This window comes from Mesorhizobium sp. P3_A2 (assembly GCF_056403115.1).
Genome location: NZ_JBFUGC010000002.1, coordinates 103509 through 122343, shown reverse-complemented (window position 1 = coordinate 122343; position 18835 = coordinate 103509). Strand labels below are relative to the sequence as shown.

At 61.7% G+C, this 18835-nt stretch carries 19 protein-coding genes; 11 read left to right on the top strand and 8 right to left on the bottom strand.

All coding sequences use genetic code 11. The annotated features are described in order from the left end of the window. Positions 1–136 precede the first annotated feature (136 nt). The 9 genes from AC1DXM_RS05020 (at position 137) to AC1DXM_RS04980 (ending at position 8835) form a co-directional block, all read left to right on the top strand. The gene (locus AC1DXM_RS05020; RefSeq protein ID WP_477232067.1) at positions 137–1540 is read left to right on the top strand and encodes an MATE family efflux transporter; all 1404 of its coding nucleotides are present in this window, start codon (positions 137–139) and stop codon (positions 1538–1540) included. 140 nt (positions 1541–1680) lie between these two features. Then, on the top strand, positions 1681–3480 hold the full coding sequence (locus AC1DXM_RS05015) for a winged helix-turn-helix domain-containing protein (RefSeq protein ID WP_477232066.1): 1800 nt from the start codon (positions 1681–1683) through the stop codon (positions 3478–3480). A 155-nt stretch (positions 3481–3635) separates the two neighbouring features. Next, complete coding sequence (locus AC1DXM_RS05010; protein ID WP_112560016.1) at positions 3636–3932, top strand: nickel-binding protein; 297 nt, start codon at positions 3636–3638, stop codon at positions 3930–3932. A 129-nt stretch (positions 3933–4061) separates the two neighbouring features. Beyond that, entirely contained in the window at positions 4062–4220 is a 159-nt protein-coding gene (locus AC1DXM_RS05005; protein ID WP_112560041.1) for a DUF1127 domain-containing protein, read from the top strand. 28 nt (positions 4221–4248) lie between these two features. After that, positions 4249–4470, top strand: a complete 222-nt coding sequence (locus AC1DXM_RS05000) for a hypothetical protein (RefSeq protein ID WP_112560017.1) — start codon at positions 4249–4251, stop codon at positions 4468–4470. After that, positions 4463–4636 carry a hypothetical protein gene (locus AC1DXM_RS04995; RefSeq protein WP_477232065.1) on the top strand — a complete coding sequence of 58 codons (174 nt, stop codon included), beginning with the start codon at positions 4463–4465 and terminating at the stop codon, positions 4634–4636. The genes AC1DXM_RS05000 and AC1DXM_RS04995 overlap by 8 nt, the downstream gene beginning before the upstream one ends. A 27-nt stretch (positions 4637–4663) precedes the next feature. Then, a complete protein-coding gene (locus AC1DXM_RS04990; RefSeq protein WP_477232064.1) occupies positions 4664–5341 on the top strand; it encodes an outer membrane protein in 678 nt (225 codons plus the stop codon). Positions 5342–5440: 99 nt separating this feature from the next. Then, complete coding sequence (locus AC1DXM_RS04985; protein WP_477232063.1) at positions 5441–7030, top strand: tetratricopeptide repeat-containing sulfotransferase family protein; 1590 nt, start codon at positions 5441–5443, stop codon at positions 7028–7030. A gap of 146 nt (positions 7031–7176) precedes the next feature. Continuing rightward, complete coding sequence (locus AC1DXM_RS04980) at positions 7177–8835, top strand: adenylate/guanylate cyclase domain-containing protein (RefSeq protein WP_477232062.1); 1659 nt, start codon at positions 7177–7179, stop codon at positions 8833–8835. Positions 8836–8882: 47 nt separating this feature from the next. Here AC1DXM_RS04980 and AC1DXM_RS04975 read toward each other — a convergent pair whose 3' ends face one another. The 8 genes from AC1DXM_RS04975 to speB all read right to left on the bottom strand — a co-directional run bounded on the left by AC1DXM_RS04975 (position 8883) and on the right by speB (position 16051). Further along, positions 8883–9686, bottom strand: coding sequence for an ABC transporter permease (locus tag AC1DXM_RS04975; RefSeq protein WP_477232061.1), 804 nt, complete (start codon positions 9684–9686; stop codon positions 8883–8885). Beyond that, a complete protein-coding gene (locus AC1DXM_RS04970) occupies positions 9683–10537 on the bottom strand; it encodes an ABC transporter permease (protein ID WP_192255206.1) in 855 nt (284 codons plus the stop codon). The genes AC1DXM_RS04975 and AC1DXM_RS04970 overlap by 4 nt, the downstream gene beginning before the upstream one ends. After that, positions 10534–11571: an ABC transporter ATP-binding protein gene (locus tag AC1DXM_RS04965; RefSeq protein WP_477232060.1), complete on the bottom strand. Its 1038-nt coding sequence runs from the start codon at positions 11569–11571 to the stop codon at positions 10534–10536. Before AC1DXM_RS04965 ends, AC1DXM_RS04970 begins: the two co-directional genes overlap by 4 nt. Before the next feature lie 81 nt (positions 11572–11652). Beyond that, complete coding sequence (locus tag AC1DXM_RS04960) at positions 11653–12741, bottom strand: ABC transporter substrate-binding protein (protein WP_477232059.1); 1089 nt, start codon at positions 12739–12741, stop codon at positions 11653–11655. A 69-nt stretch (positions 12742–12810) separates the two neighbouring features. Then, a complete protein-coding gene (locus AC1DXM_RS04955; protein ID WP_477232058.1) occupies positions 12811–13458 on the bottom strand; it encodes an amino acid ABC transporter permease in 648 nt (215 codons plus the stop codon). After that, on the bottom strand, positions 13455–14111 hold the full coding sequence (locus AC1DXM_RS04950) for an amino acid ABC transporter permease (protein ID WP_477232057.1): 657 nt from the start codon (positions 14109–14111) through the stop codon (positions 13455–13457). The genes AC1DXM_RS04955 and AC1DXM_RS04950 overlap by 4 nt, the downstream gene beginning before the upstream one ends. 6 nt (positions 14112–14117) lie before the next feature. Beyond that, entirely contained in the window at positions 14118–14909 is a 792-nt protein-coding gene (locus AC1DXM_RS04945; RefSeq protein WP_477232056.1) for a transporter substrate-binding domain-containing protein, read from the bottom strand. Between the two features lie 80 nt (positions 14910–14989). After that, positions 14990–16051, bottom strand: coding sequence for an agmatinase (speB, locus tag AC1DXM_RS04940; RefSeq protein ID WP_203277625.1), 1062 nt, complete (start codon positions 16049–16051; stop codon positions 14990–14992). Positions 16052–16263: 212 nt separating this feature from the next. Here speB and gcvA point away from each other — a divergent pair, with 212 nt between their 5' ends. After that, complete coding sequence (gene gcvA, locus AC1DXM_RS04935; protein WP_477232055.1) at positions 16264–17232, top strand: transcriptional regulator GcvA; 969 nt, start codon at positions 16264–16266, stop codon at positions 17230–17232. A gap of 169 nt (positions 17233–17401) precedes the next feature. Beyond that, positions 17402–18706, top strand: coding sequence for a nicotinate phosphoribosyltransferase (gene pncB, locus AC1DXM_RS04930; protein ID WP_477232054.1), 1305 nt, complete (start codon positions 17402–17404; stop codon positions 18704–18706). The last annotated feature ends 129 nt before the right edge of the window (positions 18707–18835 follow it).

Genomic DNA, 18835 nt, shown 5'->3' with positions numbered 1-18835 from the left:
CAGCCCGTCCTCCCTTGCCTTCATGTCGCGTTTCGTTCATTAGACGACGCAAACGCCGCGAAACCGAAGGTTTTGCCGTTTGGAAGTGTGGCTTCCGGCCTATTGCCGACGCGCCGCAATCGGAAAGAGCAGGACAATGTCTGCGATCGAAGCCGGCGCTCGTGCGCCGGAAAATCTTTGGCGTCAGGAAATCAGGGCGACATTGGCGCTGGCCTGGCCGATGGTGCTGACCAATCTCGGCCAGACCGCGATGACCGCCACCGACGTCATGATGATGGGGCGTCTGGGAGCGGACACGCTGGCCAGCGGCGCGCTCGGCGCCAACCTCTATTTCATGCCGCTGATCTTCGGCCTCGGCCTGATGCTGGCGACCTCGCCGATGATGGCGACCGAGCTTGGCCGCCGCCGCTATTCGGTGCGCGACCTGCGCCGCACCGTGCGCCAGGGTCTGTGGCTGGCAATCCTGATCGCGATCCCGATCTGGATCGTGCTTTGGCATGGTGAAGCCATTCTGCTGGCTATGGGACAGGAGCCCCGTCTAGCCCATCAAGCCGGCATCTATCTGCGTTGGCTCGAATGGGCGGTTCTGCCCTTCTACGGCTACATCGTGCTGCGCTCCTTCATCTCGGCGCTGGAGCGGCCGGGCTGGGCGCTGGTCATCGTCTTTGTCGCCGTTGCCTGCAACGCCCTCTTCAACTGGGTGTTCATGTACGGCAATCTCGGTGTCCGCCCGATGGGCATTGCCGGCTCAGGACTTGCCACGACGCTGTCGAGCACGCTGATGTTCTGCGGCCTGGGGGCAGTGGTGATGCTGGAAAAGAAGTTTCGCCGCTATCGCCTGTTCGGGCGCTTCTGGCGCGCCGACTGGCCACGCTTCAAGGGCCTGCTGCGGCTTGGCCTGCCGATCGCCGGCATCCTCGCCTTCGAGGTGACGATCTTCAACGCGGCAGCTCTGCTGATGGGCCTGATCGATGCGGATTCGCTTGCCGCGCACGCCATCGCCATCCAGATTGCCTCGATCTCCTTCATGGTGCCGCTAGGCCTCAACCAGGCGGTTACGGTGCGCGTCGGCCTGGCGCATGGCGCCGGCAACCCGGCGGGCGTTTCGCGCGCCGGCTGGACCGCCTTCGTAATCGGCGTCTCATTCATGGCGCTGATGGGGCTGGTGATGGTCCTGTGGCCGCATCTGCTGATCAGCGCCTTCATCGACATCACCGATCCGGTCAATGCCAGGGTGATCGCGCTTGCCGTGTCGTTCCTGGCCTTTGCCGCGCTGTTCCAGATCTTCGACGGCGCGCAAGCCGTTGCCGCCGGCATGCTGCGCGGCCTGCACGACACCAAGGTGCCGATGATCTATGCCGCCATCGGCTATTGGGGCATAGGCCTGCCGCTCGGTGTGCTGCTCGCCTTCCATTTCGGCCTGCACGGCGTCGGCATCTGGATTGGCCTGGCGTCGGGTCTGGCGGTGGTGGCGGTGCTGCTCCTGGCCCGCTGGCTGCGGCGCGACCGCATCGCGCCGCCGCTCGTCTTCAGCCATTGATGGCGCACCAATCGGCCCGCCAGTTGCTGTCGCTAAAGCTGCCGTTGGCTACCGATCCAACCTAAGCCTTGCTATCGTTCGGCCCAGGCCTCTCCCCTAGTCAAAGCTGATAAGGTAGATTGTTGCATCGGGATGAGGCGATGCGACACTCATTTGGACAATTCGAACTCGATGAAGCTGCGCGCAAACTGACGCTAGGCGGCGTTGGGCAGAAGATCCAGCCGCTTGTCTTTGATTTGCTGGTGTATCTGGTGCGCAACGCCGGCCGGGTCGTCCCCAAGGACGAATTGATGGAGGCTCTTTGGCCCGATGTTATCGTGACGGAAGCATCGCTTCAGCGCGTGGTCAGCCTCACCCGCAAGGCGCTTGCAGCAGGCGGCCTGCAGGACGCGATACACAGCTACGTTCGCCACGGCTATCGCTTCGCCATGGATGAACCGGGACTGGGCTATGTCCGGCCTGCCTCGTTGCAAGGGGACGACATGCTTGCCGAGGCCCGCAGGCTGGCAGCGGCACGCGATTGGAGCACCGCTGCAAGACTTTTCGCGCATTTGGCGGACAATGAAGGTCTCTCTCCTGCTGATGTCGATCTCTGGGCTCTGGTCGTCGAATGTGGTGGACGACCGACCGAGGCGATCCCAGTGCTGGCCCGCGCGGTGGCGGCTCATATCGAGGTCGGTGATTTCGCGCGCGCCGCCAGATCCGCTGTCACGCTCGCGAAGATCCAGGCCGAACGCGGATCGGGTGCCGTTGCAGAGGGATGGCTGGAGCGTGCTGCGTCGCTTCTGTCTCAGTCGCCGGACGATGCTACGCAAGCCTATCTGCTGTGGATGAGGTCGCGCCTGGCTTCCTCGGGCGGCCGTCCCGAGGAAGCGCTGCAACTGGCATCAGCCGCTTACGCGATAGCCGAAAATTGCGATGATCCCGGCCTGCGGGCTCTGACTTTGACATACAAGGGGTTTTTCAACCTCGCCCTCGGCAAGATCGAGGAGGGCAGCGAGCAGCAAAACCACGCGGCGGCGATCGCTCTGTCGAGCCAGGTCGACCCCATCACCGGTAGTCTGGTTTACTGCAACATCCTGTGGAGCTGCAGGACGTACGCCGATTGGCCCCGTGCTCGCCAGTGGAGCGAAGGCTTCGAAAGCTGGTGCACCGCAAGTTTTGCGCAGACCTCGGGCGCGTGTGACCTTCATCGCGCCGAAGTGGTCGCGGCGCAGCAGATATTGCCTGAAGCCCTGACCTGCATAAACGACGCGCTTCCCAAACTCTCCGCCGAGGAGTCCTGGTCGCTCGGCGAAGGCTTCCGCGTTCGCGGCGATATCTTCGCCATGATCGGCGACCTCACATCGGCGCGCGCCGACTACGACCAGGCTTATGCACTCGGCTGGGACGCGGAGCCGGGCAATGCCGTGCTTTTGTTCGAAACAGGCGATCTGGACGGGGCGCTTGCCGCGCTCGATCGGGCTCTGCAAGGGATGTCGTGGTTCCATCTGCAGCGGCGCGGAAACCTGCTGGTGAACGCAGCCTGCATTGCGGCGCGCGGCGGGCGCTCAGCCCAGGCGTCAATCTATCTCCACGAAATCGATGCGCAGCCAGAGCGTTGGCGGCAACCGGCAACGCAGGCCTTGATAGCCGAAACCAAGGCGGCCCTTTGCGAGCCAGACGACCCGAACGGCAATCGGCTTCTGCTGTTGGCCCGGCAGCTATGGACCAGTGCAGGCGTCGATTATCACGCGGCAAGGGTTCGGCTGCGGCTCGCCAGCGCATTGTTGAGTTCGGGCGACGTCAGTGGGGCGAAAGTGGAGATCACAGCGGCAGAGAGATCGGCCCGCCATCTGGGATCACGGCGCCTGGAAGAGGAAGCTGCAATGCTCCGCAGTGTCTTTTCCCGCGAGAGCCAGCCGTCTGGCGATGGCTCCATGCAAGAACTCACCCTCTGATTCTGCCTGCCTCCTGATCGAAAGATCAGCCAGAGATCAGGTCCCGATAAGGACGATCAGTCCCCCTCGACGGTAATTTTTCCCCAGCCAGGCAGACACGCCTGGCAATCATCAGCGCCGGCGAAAGGTTGGCGCGAAATCGAAAGGGAAAGATCATGAACCTGTTTGTTATCCGCCGCCCGAGCGCGTGGGCATCCCTGCAGGAACTCGAAGCCGCCGGCGCCAAATCGGCAAAGGTCGCCAAGGAACAGATGGCGGGCACGGTCAGCTGGATCCGCAGCTATGTCGTGCACGAGCCCGACGGGCGCATCGGCACCTTCTGCATCTACGAGGCCAAGGACGGCGAGGCCATCCGGGATCACGCCAAGCGCGTCGGCATGCCCGGTGAGGAATTCTACCCCGTCGCCGACACGGTCATCCTTCGCAACGATCCGATGACGGCGGCCGCCTGACGACCTCCAGTCGCTGCCTCGCGTGAACAAAGCGAGGCAGCGTCATTCAACCAGCAAACATTAACAGCACGGCGCTTGGGGCGGCATGCCGCCTTCCATGCGCTGCGATTCCAACGAATGGAGAAAGCAATGTTTCACTACCTGAAGCGCGTTTCGATCGGGCTGAGAGCACGCAGGGCCGAGAGGGCCTTGCAGGAACTGCCTGACCATATCCTGAAGGACATAGGCATTCGCCGCGGTGCGATCGCCTTTGCCGTTCGGGAACACTTCAAGGACCGTCTCGTCTGAGTACCCAGCACCCATTGGAACCAGGGACATGGACCTTCTGATAAACATGGCGAACATCCTGTATGTGATCGCCTACTTCACGCTGGACATTTTGCGGCTGAGGATTCTCACCACAGCGGCTGCAATCTGTCTTGCCGTGTATTTCTATAGCCAGCCGGCGCCGCTCATGAACGTCGTCGGCTGGAACGTTTTCTTTGTGCTTCTGAATCTGGTCCAGATCGGCCGCATTTTGAAGTCTCGCTATGGTTGAAGCAAAGCTTGATGACCTGCCCGCCGCAAACTTTGCGCCGATCATGATGCCACAATCCGGTTGTTGCAGTATTGCAACTGGAATTGCTGTTAATCTCGGCCGAAAAATCAAGTTGCATGTTCAAAGGTTGACAGTTCGGCAATTGGCCGAGACTGATGTCGCCTGATGCATTTCGGTGTGGGATGGCGTATCCATGAAACTGAACCTGATGGCCAGCGTGTCGACGTTAGCTCTGGCGCTCGGCTGGACCTCTGCACATGCCGCCGAGGCCGTAGAAATCCCCGCTGCCCAGGACCTTTGGTATGTCACGCTGTTCGGCGGCGCGAGCTTTCCCAGTGAGGTAAAGACCCACGCGGACTACTACAACAATGACTTCTCCATGGACTTCAAGACCGGCTTCATCGTCGGCGCGGCCGTCGGCAAACGGCTCAATGACGTATTCCGCGTCGAAGGTGAACTGTCCTATGCTCGCTACAAGGCGAGCACGTATTCCGAGGGTCCTTTTTCGGGGTACCCGGCCTCGGGTAATTTGTCCGCTACCTATCTGCTAGCCAACGTCTGGGCTGACGTTGCTCATTTCGGGAAGGCCACGGTCTACGCTGGCGGCGGCCTCGGCGCCGCCTATGTAACCGCCGACACCCATTGGGACGGACACTCGTATGGGTACGGGTCGGGCGGGTGGGGCTTCGCCGGTCAATTGGGAGCCGGCGTCAACTACGCGCTGGCGCAGAATATCGACATCGACTTTGGCTACCGGTTCAAGGCTGTCTCCAGTGTCGACTTCGATTCCAGTCGCGAAGGCGACGCCGTTTTTTCAAACGGCAAGCTGAATTCCCAAAACCTTCAGCTTGGCGTGACGTTCAAATTCTGATTGGTTGCAACTCGGTCCGGCTGACTGTTGTCGGCTCTCCGGCAACCAGGAGTTAACGATCCCGTTGTCGCTGCTCCAGCAACCCGTGGCACCATAGCTATGGCCCAGAACTCGCACCCCACCACGGGGACATCTGCTCTGGAGACCTTACAGCGCGGTATCGACTTTCAACGGCGAAATCTCTTCCGCGAAGCAGAGTTTTGCTACCAGACTGTCCTCCGCCAGCACCCCGACAATGCCATGGCGCTTAACCTGATGGGCACGCTGGCAATCGAAGCGCATCGAAACGATGTGGCCATTGGCTACATGAAGCGAGCAGTCAAACTCGATCCCAACAACGCTATTTTCCGAAATAATCTTGGTAACGTCTATAATCTTGTCGGCAATGTCGATCTGGCGCGCAAGCATCTGAGAAAAGCAATCGATCTTGACGGCAGGCTGATCGAGGCTATGTGCAACCTTGGCCGATCCTATAGGGCTGAACTTGCGGGCGAGATTGCCGAGGGTTTCTACCGCAGGGCGCTGGAGGTCGACGGCCAGTCGCTCACTGCCCTTGTCGGCATGGGCGACCTCCTCACGGATATGGGCAGACAAGCCGAAGCGGTTGGATATTTTGAGCGTGCCATTGCCCTTGACCAGCGGAATGTCGAGGCACTGGCCGGGCTGGCGCTCGCACGACGGGCGATCAAGGGCGACCCCGCCCTGGCGTTGGTGCAGGCCCGCCTCGAGCTGCCGACGACCACCGATCGTGATCGGGTGATCCTCCACCATGCCGCCGGAAAGATGCTTAACGACCAAGACGAGTATCTGTCTGCGATACGCCATTTCACCAAGGCAAAGGCTATTTCCGGCAACGACTTCGATATTGGCCTGCACACGAGGCTTTACGACAGCTTCATCCACACTTTCGACGCTGGTTTTTTTGAAGCTCGTCAAGCATTTGGCAATCCGTCCGACCGACCTGTCTTCATCGTTGGCATGCCACGTTCGGGAACGACGCTGACCGAGCAGATATGCGCCAGCCATCGGGGTATCTATGGCGCCGGCGAACTGCCGATCATCCGTCTGTTGGCCGCAGAACTTGGGTTCGATCAGCTTGATCCTACGATCTTCACCAAGGCCATGGAGGCACTCACTCCGCAGAAAGCCAAAGACCTCGGTTCGAAATATCTCGGCTATCTCAAGAAGCGCAACGACAAAGCGATACGCGTCATCGACAAGATGCCGCATAATTTCGAACTATTGGCTTTCATCAGCCTTGTTTTGCCAAACGCGCGTGTCGTCCACTGCATGCGCGACCCGATGGACAATTGCACATCCTGCTTCATGCACAATTTTTCGGATGCGCATGGCTACAATGCCGACCTCGCCAAACTTGGCCAGTATTATCGGCAATATGATCGCCTGATGAAACATTGGGCAAAGGTCCTGCCAATTGCTATCCATGACATGCAATACGAACGAACCGTGGCTGATCTCGAAACCCAGGCTCGCGGATTGATCGCTTTCCTCGGTGTGGAGTGGGACGCCGCCTGTCTGCAATTTCACGAGACTGAACGCACAGTCCGAACGCCGAGCCGCTGGCAGGTGCGCCAGCCGATCTATTCAACCTCGGTCGAGCGTTGGAAACTATATGGCGATGCCCTTGACCCGTTGCGGGCAGCGCTGGGGCCGCTCGCCCAAGTCTGAGGTCGCGTTGAACATGTCCGAGGTAGTGGCTGCTCATGCCATAGCAGAGCTGCCGCACCCGCGGACGCATAAGGTGAATCCAGACACCGCTGTAACATCCACGATTCCAGCGCGCGCTTCAGCGACACAATCTGGGAACTGACTTCATGCAACCTCTTGTGGTAACCTCAGCCAAACCAAGGGTCATTGCCGTGACAAGCGCGCAACCGGCTTCGGAGGGAAATAACAGCGTGCGGGAGCGTCGCATCTGGCCGGCTGCGATCGCAGTAATCCTTCTCCTGGCGGCGCTTCCGGCTGCGGTCGTCCTCGACCTGCGTGACTTCACGCATCAACTATCCGAACGTCAAGCCAACGACATCAGCAAGATCATAACCGACATTCGCACGTTCTACGCCACCGACGTGGTCGGGCGGATCCTCCAGGCGGACCCGCATACGAAGATCACGGCAACAGATAACTACCGCGACGTTGCCGGCGCGATACCAATTCCAGCGACGTTCTCGCTGGAAATCGGACGGCTCACGAGTTCCCGTGACAACACTGTCCGGTACGAATTTGTTTCCGACTATCCGTTCGCCGGGCGGCCTCCGCACAATCTTGATGACTTCCAATTGAAGGCATTGGCATCATTTCGCGCCGACCCGAATATTCAATCGCTTGAGGCGACGGAAGGGGGCTGGAGCCCGACCGTTAGGCTGGCTTCGCCGATCCGTATGACCGCCGCCTGCGTGGCATGCCACAACTCGCATCCGGACAGTCCAAAGAAGGATTGGAAGGTCGGTGATGTCAGAGGGATTCAATCTGTGTCTGTCTCGCAGCCTCTGTCTCAAGGGTCGATCGGCTTCCACTATCTCTTCGCATATTTTGCGGCCGCCCTGGCCACTGGAGTTGCATTCATCGTGATGCAATGGCGGCAGTCGCGCGAACTTGCCCTGGTCAACGGCGAACTGAAGGAGGCCAACAACTTCCTGGCAACGGTGTCGCTCAAAATCGCAAAATATCTCTCACCTGAGATCTACAAAAGTGTGTTCAGCGGCGAGCGCGACGTGAAGGTGACTGCGGAGCGAAAGAAACTGACTATCTTCTTCTCCGACATCGTGGATTTCACTGCCACGACCGAGCGTATGCAACCCGAGGAACTGACCGCCCATCTCAACGAATATCTGACCGAGATGTCGCATATCGCCATTTCTCATGGCGCCACCGTCGACAAGTTCATCGGCGATGCCATTCTCGCGTTTTTCGGCGACCCGCAGACGCTTGGCCCGCGCGAAGACGCACGTGCATGTCTGCGTATGGCCTTGGCCATGCAAAAGCGGTTGGAGTACCTGCAAGTCAAATGGCGGCATCAGGGTATCGAGCACCCCTTCCGTGTCCGGATGGGAATAAACACCGGCTACTGCAATGTCGGCAACTTCGGCAGCGAAGATCGTATGGATTACACCATCATCGGCGCCGAAGCCAACCTCGCTGCCCGGCTGCAGAGCATTGCACCTGCCGGCGGGATAGTGCTCAGCTACGAAACATACGCCAACGTACGCGACATGGTCGATGCGTCGCCAGGTGAGCAGATCAGCATGAAGGGGATCAGCAGACCGATCGTGCCTTATATGGTGCGGGGTGTCCTGGAACAGGCGCGTGACGACACTGTCATAACGGAAACGGACGAGGGCATGTCGTTGACGCTCGATACTGCCGGGCTCGATCCCGCCAGGGGTGCGCGTCTGCGCGACAAACTCCAGTCGGCGCTAGCTCAACTCGAAGCTAAATTGGCTGTGCCTTCGCCAAAGGGAACGAGCGGTTAGCGCATCGGGGCCGTTCAAGGCCCCGATGCTCACGCTATTACATGCATTCAGTTGCCGTCCGACGACATCGCGCCGAGCAGCCTGCGTATATCGCCGAACCTGGCGATCGAGCCGAACACCAGTGCCGCCACCGCGACGAAGAACACCGACACCGCGGCCATGGTCGGCGTGTAGCCGTAGCGCAAGGCGTTGAAGATCTTGATCGGCAGCGTCTCGGTGGTGAAGCCGATGGTCATATAGGCGACGATGTATTCGTTGAGCGACAGCACGAAGGCGAAGGCATAGCCCGAGACGAGGTAGGGCAGGATCAGCGGCAGCACCACCGTCTTCAACACCGTGCGGTCGTCGGCGCCCATGGTGGCGGCGGCTTCGACCAGCGAGCGGTCGATCGAGGCAAAGCCCAGCGACAGCGTCACCAGCGGCAGCGTCACGAAGAAGATGGCGTGGCTGATGATGGCGGTGAAGAACTGGCCGAACAGCCCGACCGTCGCCCAGAAGGAGAGGAAGCCGAGCGCGGTGATGACCGGCGGCAGGATGAAAGGGGCAAGCCCCAGTACCTGGAAAATGTTCGCCCATGGCGCGATGCGCCGCCACAGGAACCAGGCCAGCGGCAGCGCGACCGCAACGGCAATCGCGGCCGAACAGACAGCCAGCGTCACTGAATGGATCAGCGCCAGCCGCCATTCCGGGTCGGTGAAGATCTGGGCGTACCAGGCCAGCGAGAAACCAACCGGCGGGAAGGTGAGTTCCTGGCGTGAGTTGATCGACACGCCCGCGACCACGATCAGCGGCGCGGCCAGGAACAGCGCGACGATGGTGAAATAGACACGGCGCAGCAAGGTCGCGGTCATAGGGCGTTCTCCCGGCGTCCGACGAGAAGGGTCAGTCCGACCAGCGCCAGCGAGATCAACACAAGGAACACGGCCATTGCCGCGGCGAACGGCATGTTGGACTGGTAGATCGCCTGGTCGGTGATCAGCACGGACAGTGTCCAGTGTTGCGGCCGTCCGAGAATCTGCGGCAAAAGATAGGAGCCGAGCGCGAAGACGAACACCATGATCAGCGTCGCCACGATCGTGTTGCGCAGCGCCGGGGCGACGACGTTGAAGAAGGCGCGGATCGGCGACGCGCCGAGCGTGCGCGCGGCCTCCAACAGTGTCGGGTCGAGGCGGACCAAGGCGGGGTAAAGCACAAGGATCGTATAGGGCAGCGCCTGGTAGACCATGCCGGTCAGCACCGCGCCGAAGGTAGGCAGCAGCGCCACAGGCTTGTCCATCAGCCCGATCGCCACGAACAAATTAGTGATGCCTGCGGTACGCGAAAACAGCGTCGACCAGGCAAAGCCGATGATGACTTCCGACAGCGACAGCACCGACAACAGGCCGACCAGCCACAGTGTCTGCACGCGGCGCGGCCGGCGGGTCAGGAGATAGGTGAACGGGAAGGCGATGCAGATGCAGCAGACCGCGACCAGCACCGCTAGCATCAGCGAAAAGCCGAGCACGCCGCCGAAGAACACCGACAGGAAGCGGGCGTAATTGTCGAACACGAAATCCGGCGTGTAGAAGCCGGAAGGGTTGCGCTTGAAGAAGCTCACCGCGATCATCGTCGAGAACGGCACGACGAAGAAGACGATCAGCATCAGCGCCGGAAAGAACAGCGGCGTGTAGTCGGCTACAGACTTCGGAGCTTCGCGTCTCATGCGCCGAGCACCACGCAGCTCGCCGGCGGCAGCGTGACGCCGACCTTGGCGCCGACCGGCACGTCATGCCGCTCGCGCGGTGTCGTGACCGCAATGATGCTGGTGCCGCCGACATCGACGAAGGTCTCGATGGTGCCGCCGAGGTCGCGCACGAAGCTCACCTCGCCGGTAATGGCCGAGCCGCCAGGGCTGCCGAGATGCACGTCCTCGGGACGGACCGAGACAGAGGCCTTGGTTTGCCCGGCCGGCATGGTCAAGCCCGGAATGGCTGTACCCAAAATGGTGGTGCGCCCAGTGCTGTCGACTTCGGCCGGCAACAGATTGGTGATGCCGATGAAGTCGGCGACGAAGGCGTCGGCCGGCTTGCGGTAGATCTCGATCGGCGGCGCCGCCTGCAGGATCTTGCCATGGCCCATGACGACGACGAGGTCGGCCATGGTCATGGCTTCGCGCTGGTCGTGGGTAACGACGATGGTGGTGATGCCGAGCCGCTGTTGCAGCTGGCGCAGTTCCACCTGCATGGCCTCACGCAACTTGGCGTCGAGCGCCGACAGCGGCTCGTCGAGCAGGAACAGCTTTGGCGACAAGGCGAGCGCGCGGGCGATTGCCACGCGCTGGCGCTGGCCGCCCGACAGTTTGGCCACCGGACGGTCGGCAAAGCCGGTCAGATGGATCAAGCTCAGCAATTCGTCGACGCATTTCTTCTGCTCCTCCTTCGAGGCGCCGCGAATGCGCAGCGCATAGGCGATGTTATCGCCGACGGAGAGATGCGGAAACAGCGCCAGCGACTGGAACACCATGCCGAGATTGCGCTTGTGCGTCGGCAGCGGCGTGATGTCCTCGCCGTCGAGCACGATGGCGCCGCTGGTCGGTTCCTCCAGCCCTGCAATCATGCGCAGCAGCGTGGTCTTGCCGCAGCCCGACGGGCCGAGCAGGCACACGAAGGTGCCGTGCGGCACGTTGAGCTGGACATTGTCGACGGCGGCGAAATTGCCGAACTTTTTGGTGATGCTATTGATGTCTAGTCCGGACATGCTCATCCCTCTCAGGCTGTGCGCTTCAAGGCCGCCGAAAGAAATCCGGCGGCCGATCAGTTTTCAAGCGGATCCAACGGCTCAGCCGACGATCAGCTCGGTCCACTTCTGGTTGATCCAGTCGGCCTTCGACGTATAGAGGTCGTAGCGCGGAATGATCGGATCGATGTCCGACGACACCGCTGCGAACTCTTCCGGCTTGAGGTCGAGCACCTCTTTCTTCAAGGTTGGCGTGGTGCCGACCTTGCGCGACATGACGCCCTGCATGGACGGCTGGCTCATATAGTCGATGAAGGCATGTGCCTCGTCGACCTTGGTCGAGGCGCGCGACAGCACCCAGTTGCCGGAATCCTGGATGCCGCCTTCCTTCGGGAAGGTCGAGCGGACATGGAAGCCGTCGGCGACCGCGAGCCCGGTGACGTCGTGATAATACTGGCCCATCGGGATTTCGCCCGACTTCAGCGCCTGCTCGAACTGCGCCTCGTCGCGATACCAGAGGCGAACGTTCGGCTTGACCTCGGCGAGCTTTTCGAACGCCTTGTTCAGCCCCTCTTCAGTGTCGAGCGCATTGGTGCCGCCCATGAAGGTCTTGGCGGTCACTTCGAGCAGGAACGAGTTGGAGGCAAGCGCCAGAAGACCGAGCTTATCCTCGTTGGCCTTGTCCCAAAGGGCTGCCCACGATGTCGGCGCGTCCTTGTAGACATCGGTGTTGGTAACAAGCGTGATCCACCAGGCGACGGCGCCGATGCCGGCGACACGGCCGTCCGGATACTTGTTGATGAAGCGCGGCAACAGGTCGCCATAGTGCTTGAACTTCGACGTATCGAGCGGCGTCCACAATTCGGTCGACTGGCCCTTCAGCGTCGAGGTTTGCGACATCATCGAAAGGTCGGCCGGGGCCTGGCCGGCCTTGGCCGCCTGCTCCAGCTGCACCAGCCAGGCCTCACCGGTCGGCTCGGCGACCGATTCCACGGCAATGCCGGTTGCCTTGGTGAACTCGGGGAAGACGTGCTCGTCGAAGGATTTCTTGAAGTAGCCGCCATAGACGCCGACCTTCAGCGACTTGTCCTGCGCCCGCAGGATCGACGGCATGGCGAGCACGCCTGATATGGCGAGACCCGCGCCAAGCACGCCGCGCCGCGTCATGGATTTTCCGATCAGTCTGTTCATCCGATTTCTCCTCAGTTGGTGCCGGTCTGTCCCGGCAGGTTCCCTTCACGCACTGTCGCCATTCCGGCGTCAGTGGGCCGCCGCTCGTTGTTCGAGCGTACGGGCGTATTGCGTCAGTGGAAAGCACATGACGAAGAAGATCAGCGCCACCAGCCCATAAACCTTGAACGGTTCGAAGGTGGCGTTGTTGATGGCGTTGGACGTCCTGACCAGCTCCTCGAAACCGATGATCGAGGTCAGCGCCGTCGATTTGATCAATTGCACCAGGAAGCCGACGATCGGCGCCCTCGTGATCGAGAAGGCCTGCGGCAGGATGATCAGCCTGAGTTCCTGCAGGCGGTGCAGGCCGAGGCTGGCGCCGGCATCCCACTGGCCGCGCGGCAGCGCATCGACGCCGCTGCGCCAGATCTCGGCCAGATAGGCGCTGGCGAAGAAGGTGAGCCCGAGCACGGCGGCCGTCCACGGCTCAATGCGCAGGCCCAGCATCGGCAGGCCGAAAAACATCAGGAACAGTTGCATCAAGAGCGGGGTGCCCTGGAACAAAGCGATGTAGCCGGAAGCGATGCGGCGGCTCCATTTATTCTCTGCGATCCTGAAGAACAGCACCACCAGCCCGACCAGCGCCCCACCGACGAAGGCGGCCAGCGACAACAGCACCGTCCAGCGTGCGGCGAGCAGCAGATTGCGAACGATATCCCAGAAGGTGAATTCGATCATGACACGCCGGCTCCCAATACGCGGCGCCCGCCTGTGACCAGCAGCCGGCGCAAGGCCATCGACATCGAGAGATAGACCAGCGTCACGACAAAATAGGTCTCGAAGGAACGAAAGGTGCGCGCCTGCAGCATGTCGGCCTCATAGGTCAGTTCGCGCACCGCGATCTGCGACACCACGGCGGATTCCAGCATCATGATGACGATCTGGCTGGTCAGCGCCGGATAGATCACCATCAGCGCCTGCGGCAGCACGATCTTGATGAACACCTGGCGTGGCCTCAAGCCCAGCGAAAGGGCGGCTTCCGTCTGCCCGCCGGGCACGGCATCGAGACCGGCGCCGACGATTTCAATGGTGTAGGCCGCCATGTTGAGCGTCATCGCCAGCATGGCGGCCAGGATCGGATCAAGCCTAATGCCGAGGCTGGGCAGGCCGAAGAAGATGAAGAACAGCTGCACCAGAAACGGCGTGTTGCGCATCACCTCGACATAGACCGCGATCGCCCGCTTCACGAATACCGGGCCGTTGCGCCGGCCGGCAGCGCCCAGGATGCTGAGCAACGTACCCACGAGCGTGGTCACGACGATCAACAGGATCGTCGTGGCCGCGCCACGCGCGATGTCGCCCAGAGCACCTGGGAGCCAGGCAAAGGCCACGGGAACTCAATCCTTGAGGTTGTCGGGATTGAGCGGCGTCTTCAGCCAGGCCTTCGAGCTCTCGTCGAGCTTGCCGTCGGCCAGCATCTTGGCGACCGCGTCATTGACCGCCGCCTTCAGCCGGTCCTCTTTTTTGTTGAGGCCGATATGCGAGGGCGAGGTGAGCAGTTGGAATTTCTGCTCCGGCTTCAGCGCGTCCTGCTTGGCCAGCACCTGCGCGCCGACATCATTGCCGACCACCATCAGCTGGGTCTGGCCGGAGATGAAGGCCTGGATGACGGAGTTGTAGTTGTCGAAGCGCTTGATGTCGGCGGAAGCCGGCGCCGCTTCGGTCAGCGACGTGTCTTCCAGCGTGCCGCGGTTGACGGCGATCGACTTGTCGGCGAGGTCTTCCTTGCCTTTGACCGAGAGCGCTGCCGGACCGATGACGGCGATGTAATAGGGCGCGTAGGCGGCGGCGAAATCGATCACCTCCTCGCGCTCCTTGGAGTAGCCGACGCTCATCAGGATATCGACGCGCTTGTCGGTGAGATAAGGGATGCGGTTCTGGCCGGTGACGCTGACCAGATTGAGCTTCACCTTCAAGGAGTCGGCGATCGCCTGCGCCACATCGATGTCATAGCCCTTGATGCTCATATCGGCGCTGGCGGAGGAGAAGGGCGGGAAGTCGGAGAAGATTCCGACATTGATGGCGCCGGCCTTGGTGATGTCGTCGACGGCGTCGGCATTGGCCTGAGAGGCGAGGCCGAGGCCGGCGAGCATCAGCGCGGCGGCGATGGTTTTCATGTGAAACGTCATTGTGGTTCCCTTCTGGAAGCTTGTTTGTTTTGAAACGGTCGCCGGCTCCAGCGCGGCGACCGCCTTGCATGTGAAGTCCGTTAGGCCCCCTTGCTCGTTATGGCCGGGCTGAACACCATCAGGCTCAGGATCTCGAAAAGGACCTGCGCGCCGACATGGGCGGTGTTGGTGGTGGCGTCATATTGCGGCGCCACCTCGACGACGTCGCCGCCGACAATGTTGAGGCCTTTCAGGCCGCGCAGCAGTTCGAGCACCTCGCGCGTCGTCAGACCGCCTATCTCAGGCGTGCCGGTGCCCGGCGCGAAGGCCGGATCGACGCTGTCGACATCGAAGGAGATGTAGGTCGGACCGTCGCCGACAATCTTGCGCGCCTTCTCGATGATGGCGGGGATGCCGAGCCCGGTCACCTCTTCGGCGTGAACGACCGTCATGCCGGATTCGTAGGTGAACTCCCACAAATATTCGGCCGAGCCGCGGATGCCGATCTGGATGGTGCGGGTCGGGTCGAGTACGCCGTCCAGCACCGCGTTGCGGAACGGTCCGCCGTGGTGGAACTTGGTCATGTCGAACAGCCCGCTGGTGTCGCAATGGGCGTCGATATGGATCATGCCGACCGGCGCCTTCTTGCCGACCGCCTTCAGGATCGGATGGCTGATCGAATGGTCGCCGCCAACGGAAAGCGGCAGCACGCCGGCATCGACGATCTGGTTGGTGCGGCGCTCGATATCCTCATGGCTGATCTCCAGCCGGTAGCGGCTGCGGAATGGGGTGTCGCCGATGTCGGCGACGCGCAGCTCATGCGTCGGCGCGCATTCCAGCACATGGTTGTAGGGGCCGATGCGCTCGATGGCGCGCAGCGCCCTCGGACCGAAGCGCGAGCCTGGCCGGTTGGTGACGCCGAGATCCATCGGCACGCCGATGATCGCCACCTGCAAATCGCCGAAATCCGGATTGTCGGCCGCGACTTCGCGATAGGGCGCGGCGAGGAAGGTAGGGATGCCGGAATAGGGCGCCAGCCTCGTGCCGCTCTTGGAGAAGATCTTGTCGGCGACCTTGCGGAATTTCGGGTCGAACATCTCGCCGCCATGGCTTTCGCCATATTTGCGGCGCAGCGCGTCGAGCTTGCCACGATCATAACCCATGTCGGTCTCCTCCTGCCGGGCTGGTGCATGCGGTCGTGGCGGCATCTTGCGAACTGACCGTCATCCGGCCGGGTCGCTGTCCCGCTGGCTGCCTGCAGATTTCACATCATTGATGCTGTCTGGGACAAAGTGTCCGGCAGCCGCATTGAAAAATCAATTGATATTGTTAGGGTGCTGGTTGTGAGAAAATCTCACAGAGTATCCGGTTGCCCATGGCCAAGCGTCTGCCGCCCCTAAATCCCCTACGCGCCTTCGAAGCAACGGCGCGCCACGCCTCGCTGACCAAGGCGGCGAGTGAGCTGAACGTCACCCATGGCGCCATAAGCCATCAGATCAAGGCGCTTGAGCAGTCGCTGGGCGTAAAACTGTTCGAACGCACCGGACAGCGGGTAAAGCTCACACCGCATGGCGCCGAACTGCTGCCGGCGGTGTCGACCGCGTTCGACGGCATCGCCGCCGCCACCCAGCGCATGACCAGGCCGGCCAGCGCCGGCACGCTGTCGGTCTCCTGCGTGCCGGCGCTGCTGCTTTTGTGGATGACGCCGCGGCTGGGCAGCTTCATGGCGCAGTACCCCGACATCCGGCTGACGCTGGTTCCGTCCAACGACCCCAAGGACATCCGCGCGCCGCAGGTCGATCTCTGCATACTCTACGGGGATGGCAGCTGGACCGATTGCTGGATGCGCAAATGGTCGGGCCTCGAACTGTTCCCGGTGGTCAGCCCGACGCTGATCAACAACCGGCCGATCCGCACCTGCCGGGATCTGGCCGACCATGTCATCCTGCATGGCGATGACGGCCGCGAGTGGCACACTTGGCTGGCGGCCGCCGACGGGCTGGATCTCGAGCGCGGCCGCCGCCACCATCTCGGCGATGCGCGCACGGCGATCGAAGCCGCGGTGCATGGCCATGGCGTGGCGCTCGGCGATTCCGTTACCGCCAGCATGCTGCTCGCCAGGGGCCTGCTGGTGGCGCCGTTCAGCCTGTCGGTGCCGGCGGTCGACGATTTCTATGTCGTGTGCCGCAACGAGATGCGCTCGGCGCCGATCGTGCAATTGTTCGTCGACTGGCTGTTTGCCGAGAAGGAGCAGGCCGACAGCCGCGCCGACGCGCCGGTGGCCGGCCGCATCGGCATTCGCCGGAAGCGCCCGGCACTGAAGGTGATCGGCGCCAAGAGTTGAGGCTGGACCGGAGCGGCCGCTTTTTGTCGGGCCAGTTGGGAAAGCGGGCAGCGCTTTCAAAAATTCAATGCTAGTAAGGTCTTGCCAGGCAATTCCAGGAAAAGTGTGCGGCGGTTTTCGGTCCGGAATTGCGTAAGACAGACGTGAGCAGCGAAGGCGACGGCAGGACATGGCAAGAACCGATATAGCGCGGCGCGTCTACAACCACACCTGGAAGCTGGACCCGATCGTCCGCAGCCTGCTCGACACCGATTTCTACAAGCTGCTGATGTTGCAGATGATCTGGGGCATGTATCCCAAGGTCGACACCACCTTCTCGTTGATCAACCGCACCACATCGGTGCGCCTTGCCGACGGGATCGACGAAGGCGAATTGCGCGACCAGCTCGACCATGCCCGCACGCTGCGCTTCTCCAAGAAGGAGATGATCTGGCTGGGCGGTAACAATTTCTATGGCCGCAAGCAGATTTTCGAGCCGGAATTTTTGGCCTGGCTGGAAGGTTTCCGGCTGCCCGACTACGAACTCCACAAGCGCGACGGCCAGTACGAGCTCTCCTTCAGCGGCCCCTGGATGTACACCACCCTGTGGGAAATCCCCGCGCTGGCTATTATCAACGAGATGCGTTCCCGTGCGGCGATGCGCGCTTTCGGCCCCTTCGCGCTCGACGTGCTCTATGCCCGCGCCAAGGCCAAGATGTGGGCCAAGACCGAGCGGCTGAAGGCGCTGCCCGGCATCCGCATCTCCGACTTCGGCACCCGCCGCCGGCACTCGTTCCTGTGGCAGCGCTGGTGTGTCGAGGCGCTCAAGGAAGGCATTGGCGAAGCCTTCACCGGTACCTCCAACGTGCTGCTCGCGATGGACAACGACCTCGAAGCGCTCGGCACCAACGCGCATGAACTGCCGATGGTGTTTGCAGCCCTTGCCAGGACCGAAAAGGAATTGAAGCAGTCGCCCTACAAGGTGCTGCAGGACTGGCAGCGCTATTATGGCGGCAACCTGTTGATCGTGCTGCCCGACGCCTTCGGCACCGCTTCCTTCCTGCGCGATGCGCCAGACTGGGTCGCCGACTGGACAGGCTTTCGCCCCGACAGCGCGCCGCCGATCGAAGGCGGTGAAAAAATCATCGACTGGTGGCGCGAGAAGGGCAAGGACCCCAGGCAGAAGCTGCTCATCTTCTCCGACGGGCTCGAGGTCGAGACCATCGAGGAGACCTACAAGCACTTCCAGGGCAAGGTGCGCATGTCTTTCGGCTGGGGCACCAACCTCACAAACGATTTCGAAGGCTGCGCGCCGACCGAGACCAACAGCCTCGATGCCATATCGCTGGTCTGCAAGGTGACGGAAGCCAATGGCCGCCCGGCGGTGAAGCTGTCGGACAATCCGGCCAAGGCGACGGGCGACAAGAAGGAGATCGAGCGCTATCTCAGGATATTCGGGGCGAAGGACCGCGTGGAGCAGCTGGTCAAGGTTTGAGGCGCGCGGTGCCTTGCCAGACAAAATGGAAATCGCGATAGCGTGAGTTCCCGCCCACCCCCCTCTGTCCTGCCGGACATCTCCCCCGCAAGGGGGGAGATTGGCAGTGTCGGGCACCGCGCCTCTTTC

Bases quoted from the DNA above. Each gene is read 5' to 3' on its own strand.
- AC1DXM_RS04965 (WP_477232060.1), bottom strand. From the start codon at position 11,571: ATGTCCGGACTAGACATCAATAGCATCACCAAAAAGTTCGGCAATTTC.
- AC1DXM_RS04980 (WP_477232062.1), top strand. From the start codon at position 7,177: ATGCAACCTCTTGTGGTAACCTCAGCCAAACCAAGGGTCATTGCCGTG.
- AC1DXM_RS04990 (WP_477232064.1), top strand. From the start codon at position 4,664: ATGAAACTGAACCTGATGGCCAGCGTGTCGACGTTAGCTCTGGCGCTC.
- AC1DXM_RS04955 (WP_477232058.1), bottom strand. From the start codon at position 13,458: ATGATCGAATTCACCTTCTGGGATATCGTTCGCAATCTGCTGCTCGCC.
- AC1DXM_RS04975 (WP_477232061.1), bottom strand. From the start codon at position 9,686: ATGACCGCGACCTTGCTGCGCCGTGTCTATTTCACCATCGTCGCGCTG.
- AC1DXM_RS05015 (WP_477232066.1), top strand. From the start codon at position 1,681: ATGCGACACTCATTTGGACAATTCGAACTCGATGAAGCTGCGCGCAAA.
- AC1DXM_RS04970 (WP_192255206.1), bottom strand. From the start codon at position 10,537: ATGAGACGCGAAGCTCCGAAGTCTGTAGCCGACTACACGCCGCTGTTC.
- pncB (WP_477232054.1), top strand. From the start codon at position 17,402: ATGGCAAGAACCGATATAGCGCGGCGCGTCTACAACCACACCTGGAAG.
- speB (WP_203277625.1), bottom strand. From the start codon at position 16,051: ATGGGTTATGATCGTGGCAAGCTCGACGCGCTGCGCCGCAAATATGGC.
- gcvA (WP_477232055.1), top strand. From the start codon at position 16,264: ATGGCCAAGCGTCTGCCGCCCCTAAATCCCCTACGCGCCTTCGAAGCA.
- AC1DXM_RS05020 (WP_477232067.1), top strand. From the start codon at position 137: ATGTCTGCGATCGAAGCCGGCGCTCGTGCGCCGGAAAATCTTTGGCGT.
- AC1DXM_RS04995 (WP_477232065.1), top strand. From the start codon at position 4,463: ATGGTTGAAGCAAAGCTTGATGACCTGCCCGCCGCAAACTTTGCGCCG.
- AC1DXM_RS05010 (WP_112560016.1), top strand. From the start codon at position 3,636: ATGAACCTGTTTGTTATCCGCCGCCCGAGCGCGTGGGCATCCCTGCAG.
- AC1DXM_RS05005 (WP_112560041.1), top strand. From the start codon at position 4,062: ATGTTTCACTACCTGAAGCGCGTTTCGATCGGGCTGAGAGCACGCAGG.
- AC1DXM_RS04960 (WP_477232059.1), bottom strand. From the start codon at position 12,741: ATGAACAGACTGATCGGAAAATCCATGACGCGGCGCGGCGTGCTTGGC.
- AC1DXM_RS04945 (WP_477232056.1), bottom strand. From the start codon at position 14,909: ATGACGTTTCACATGAAAACCATCGCCGCCGCGCTGATGCTCGCCGGC.
- AC1DXM_RS05000 (WP_112560017.1), top strand. From the start codon at position 4,249: ATGGACCTTCTGATAAACATGGCGAACATCCTGTATGTGATCGCCTAC.
- AC1DXM_RS04985 (WP_477232063.1), top strand. From the start codon at position 5,441: ATGGCCCAGAACTCGCACCCCACCACGGGGACATCTGCTCTGGAGACC.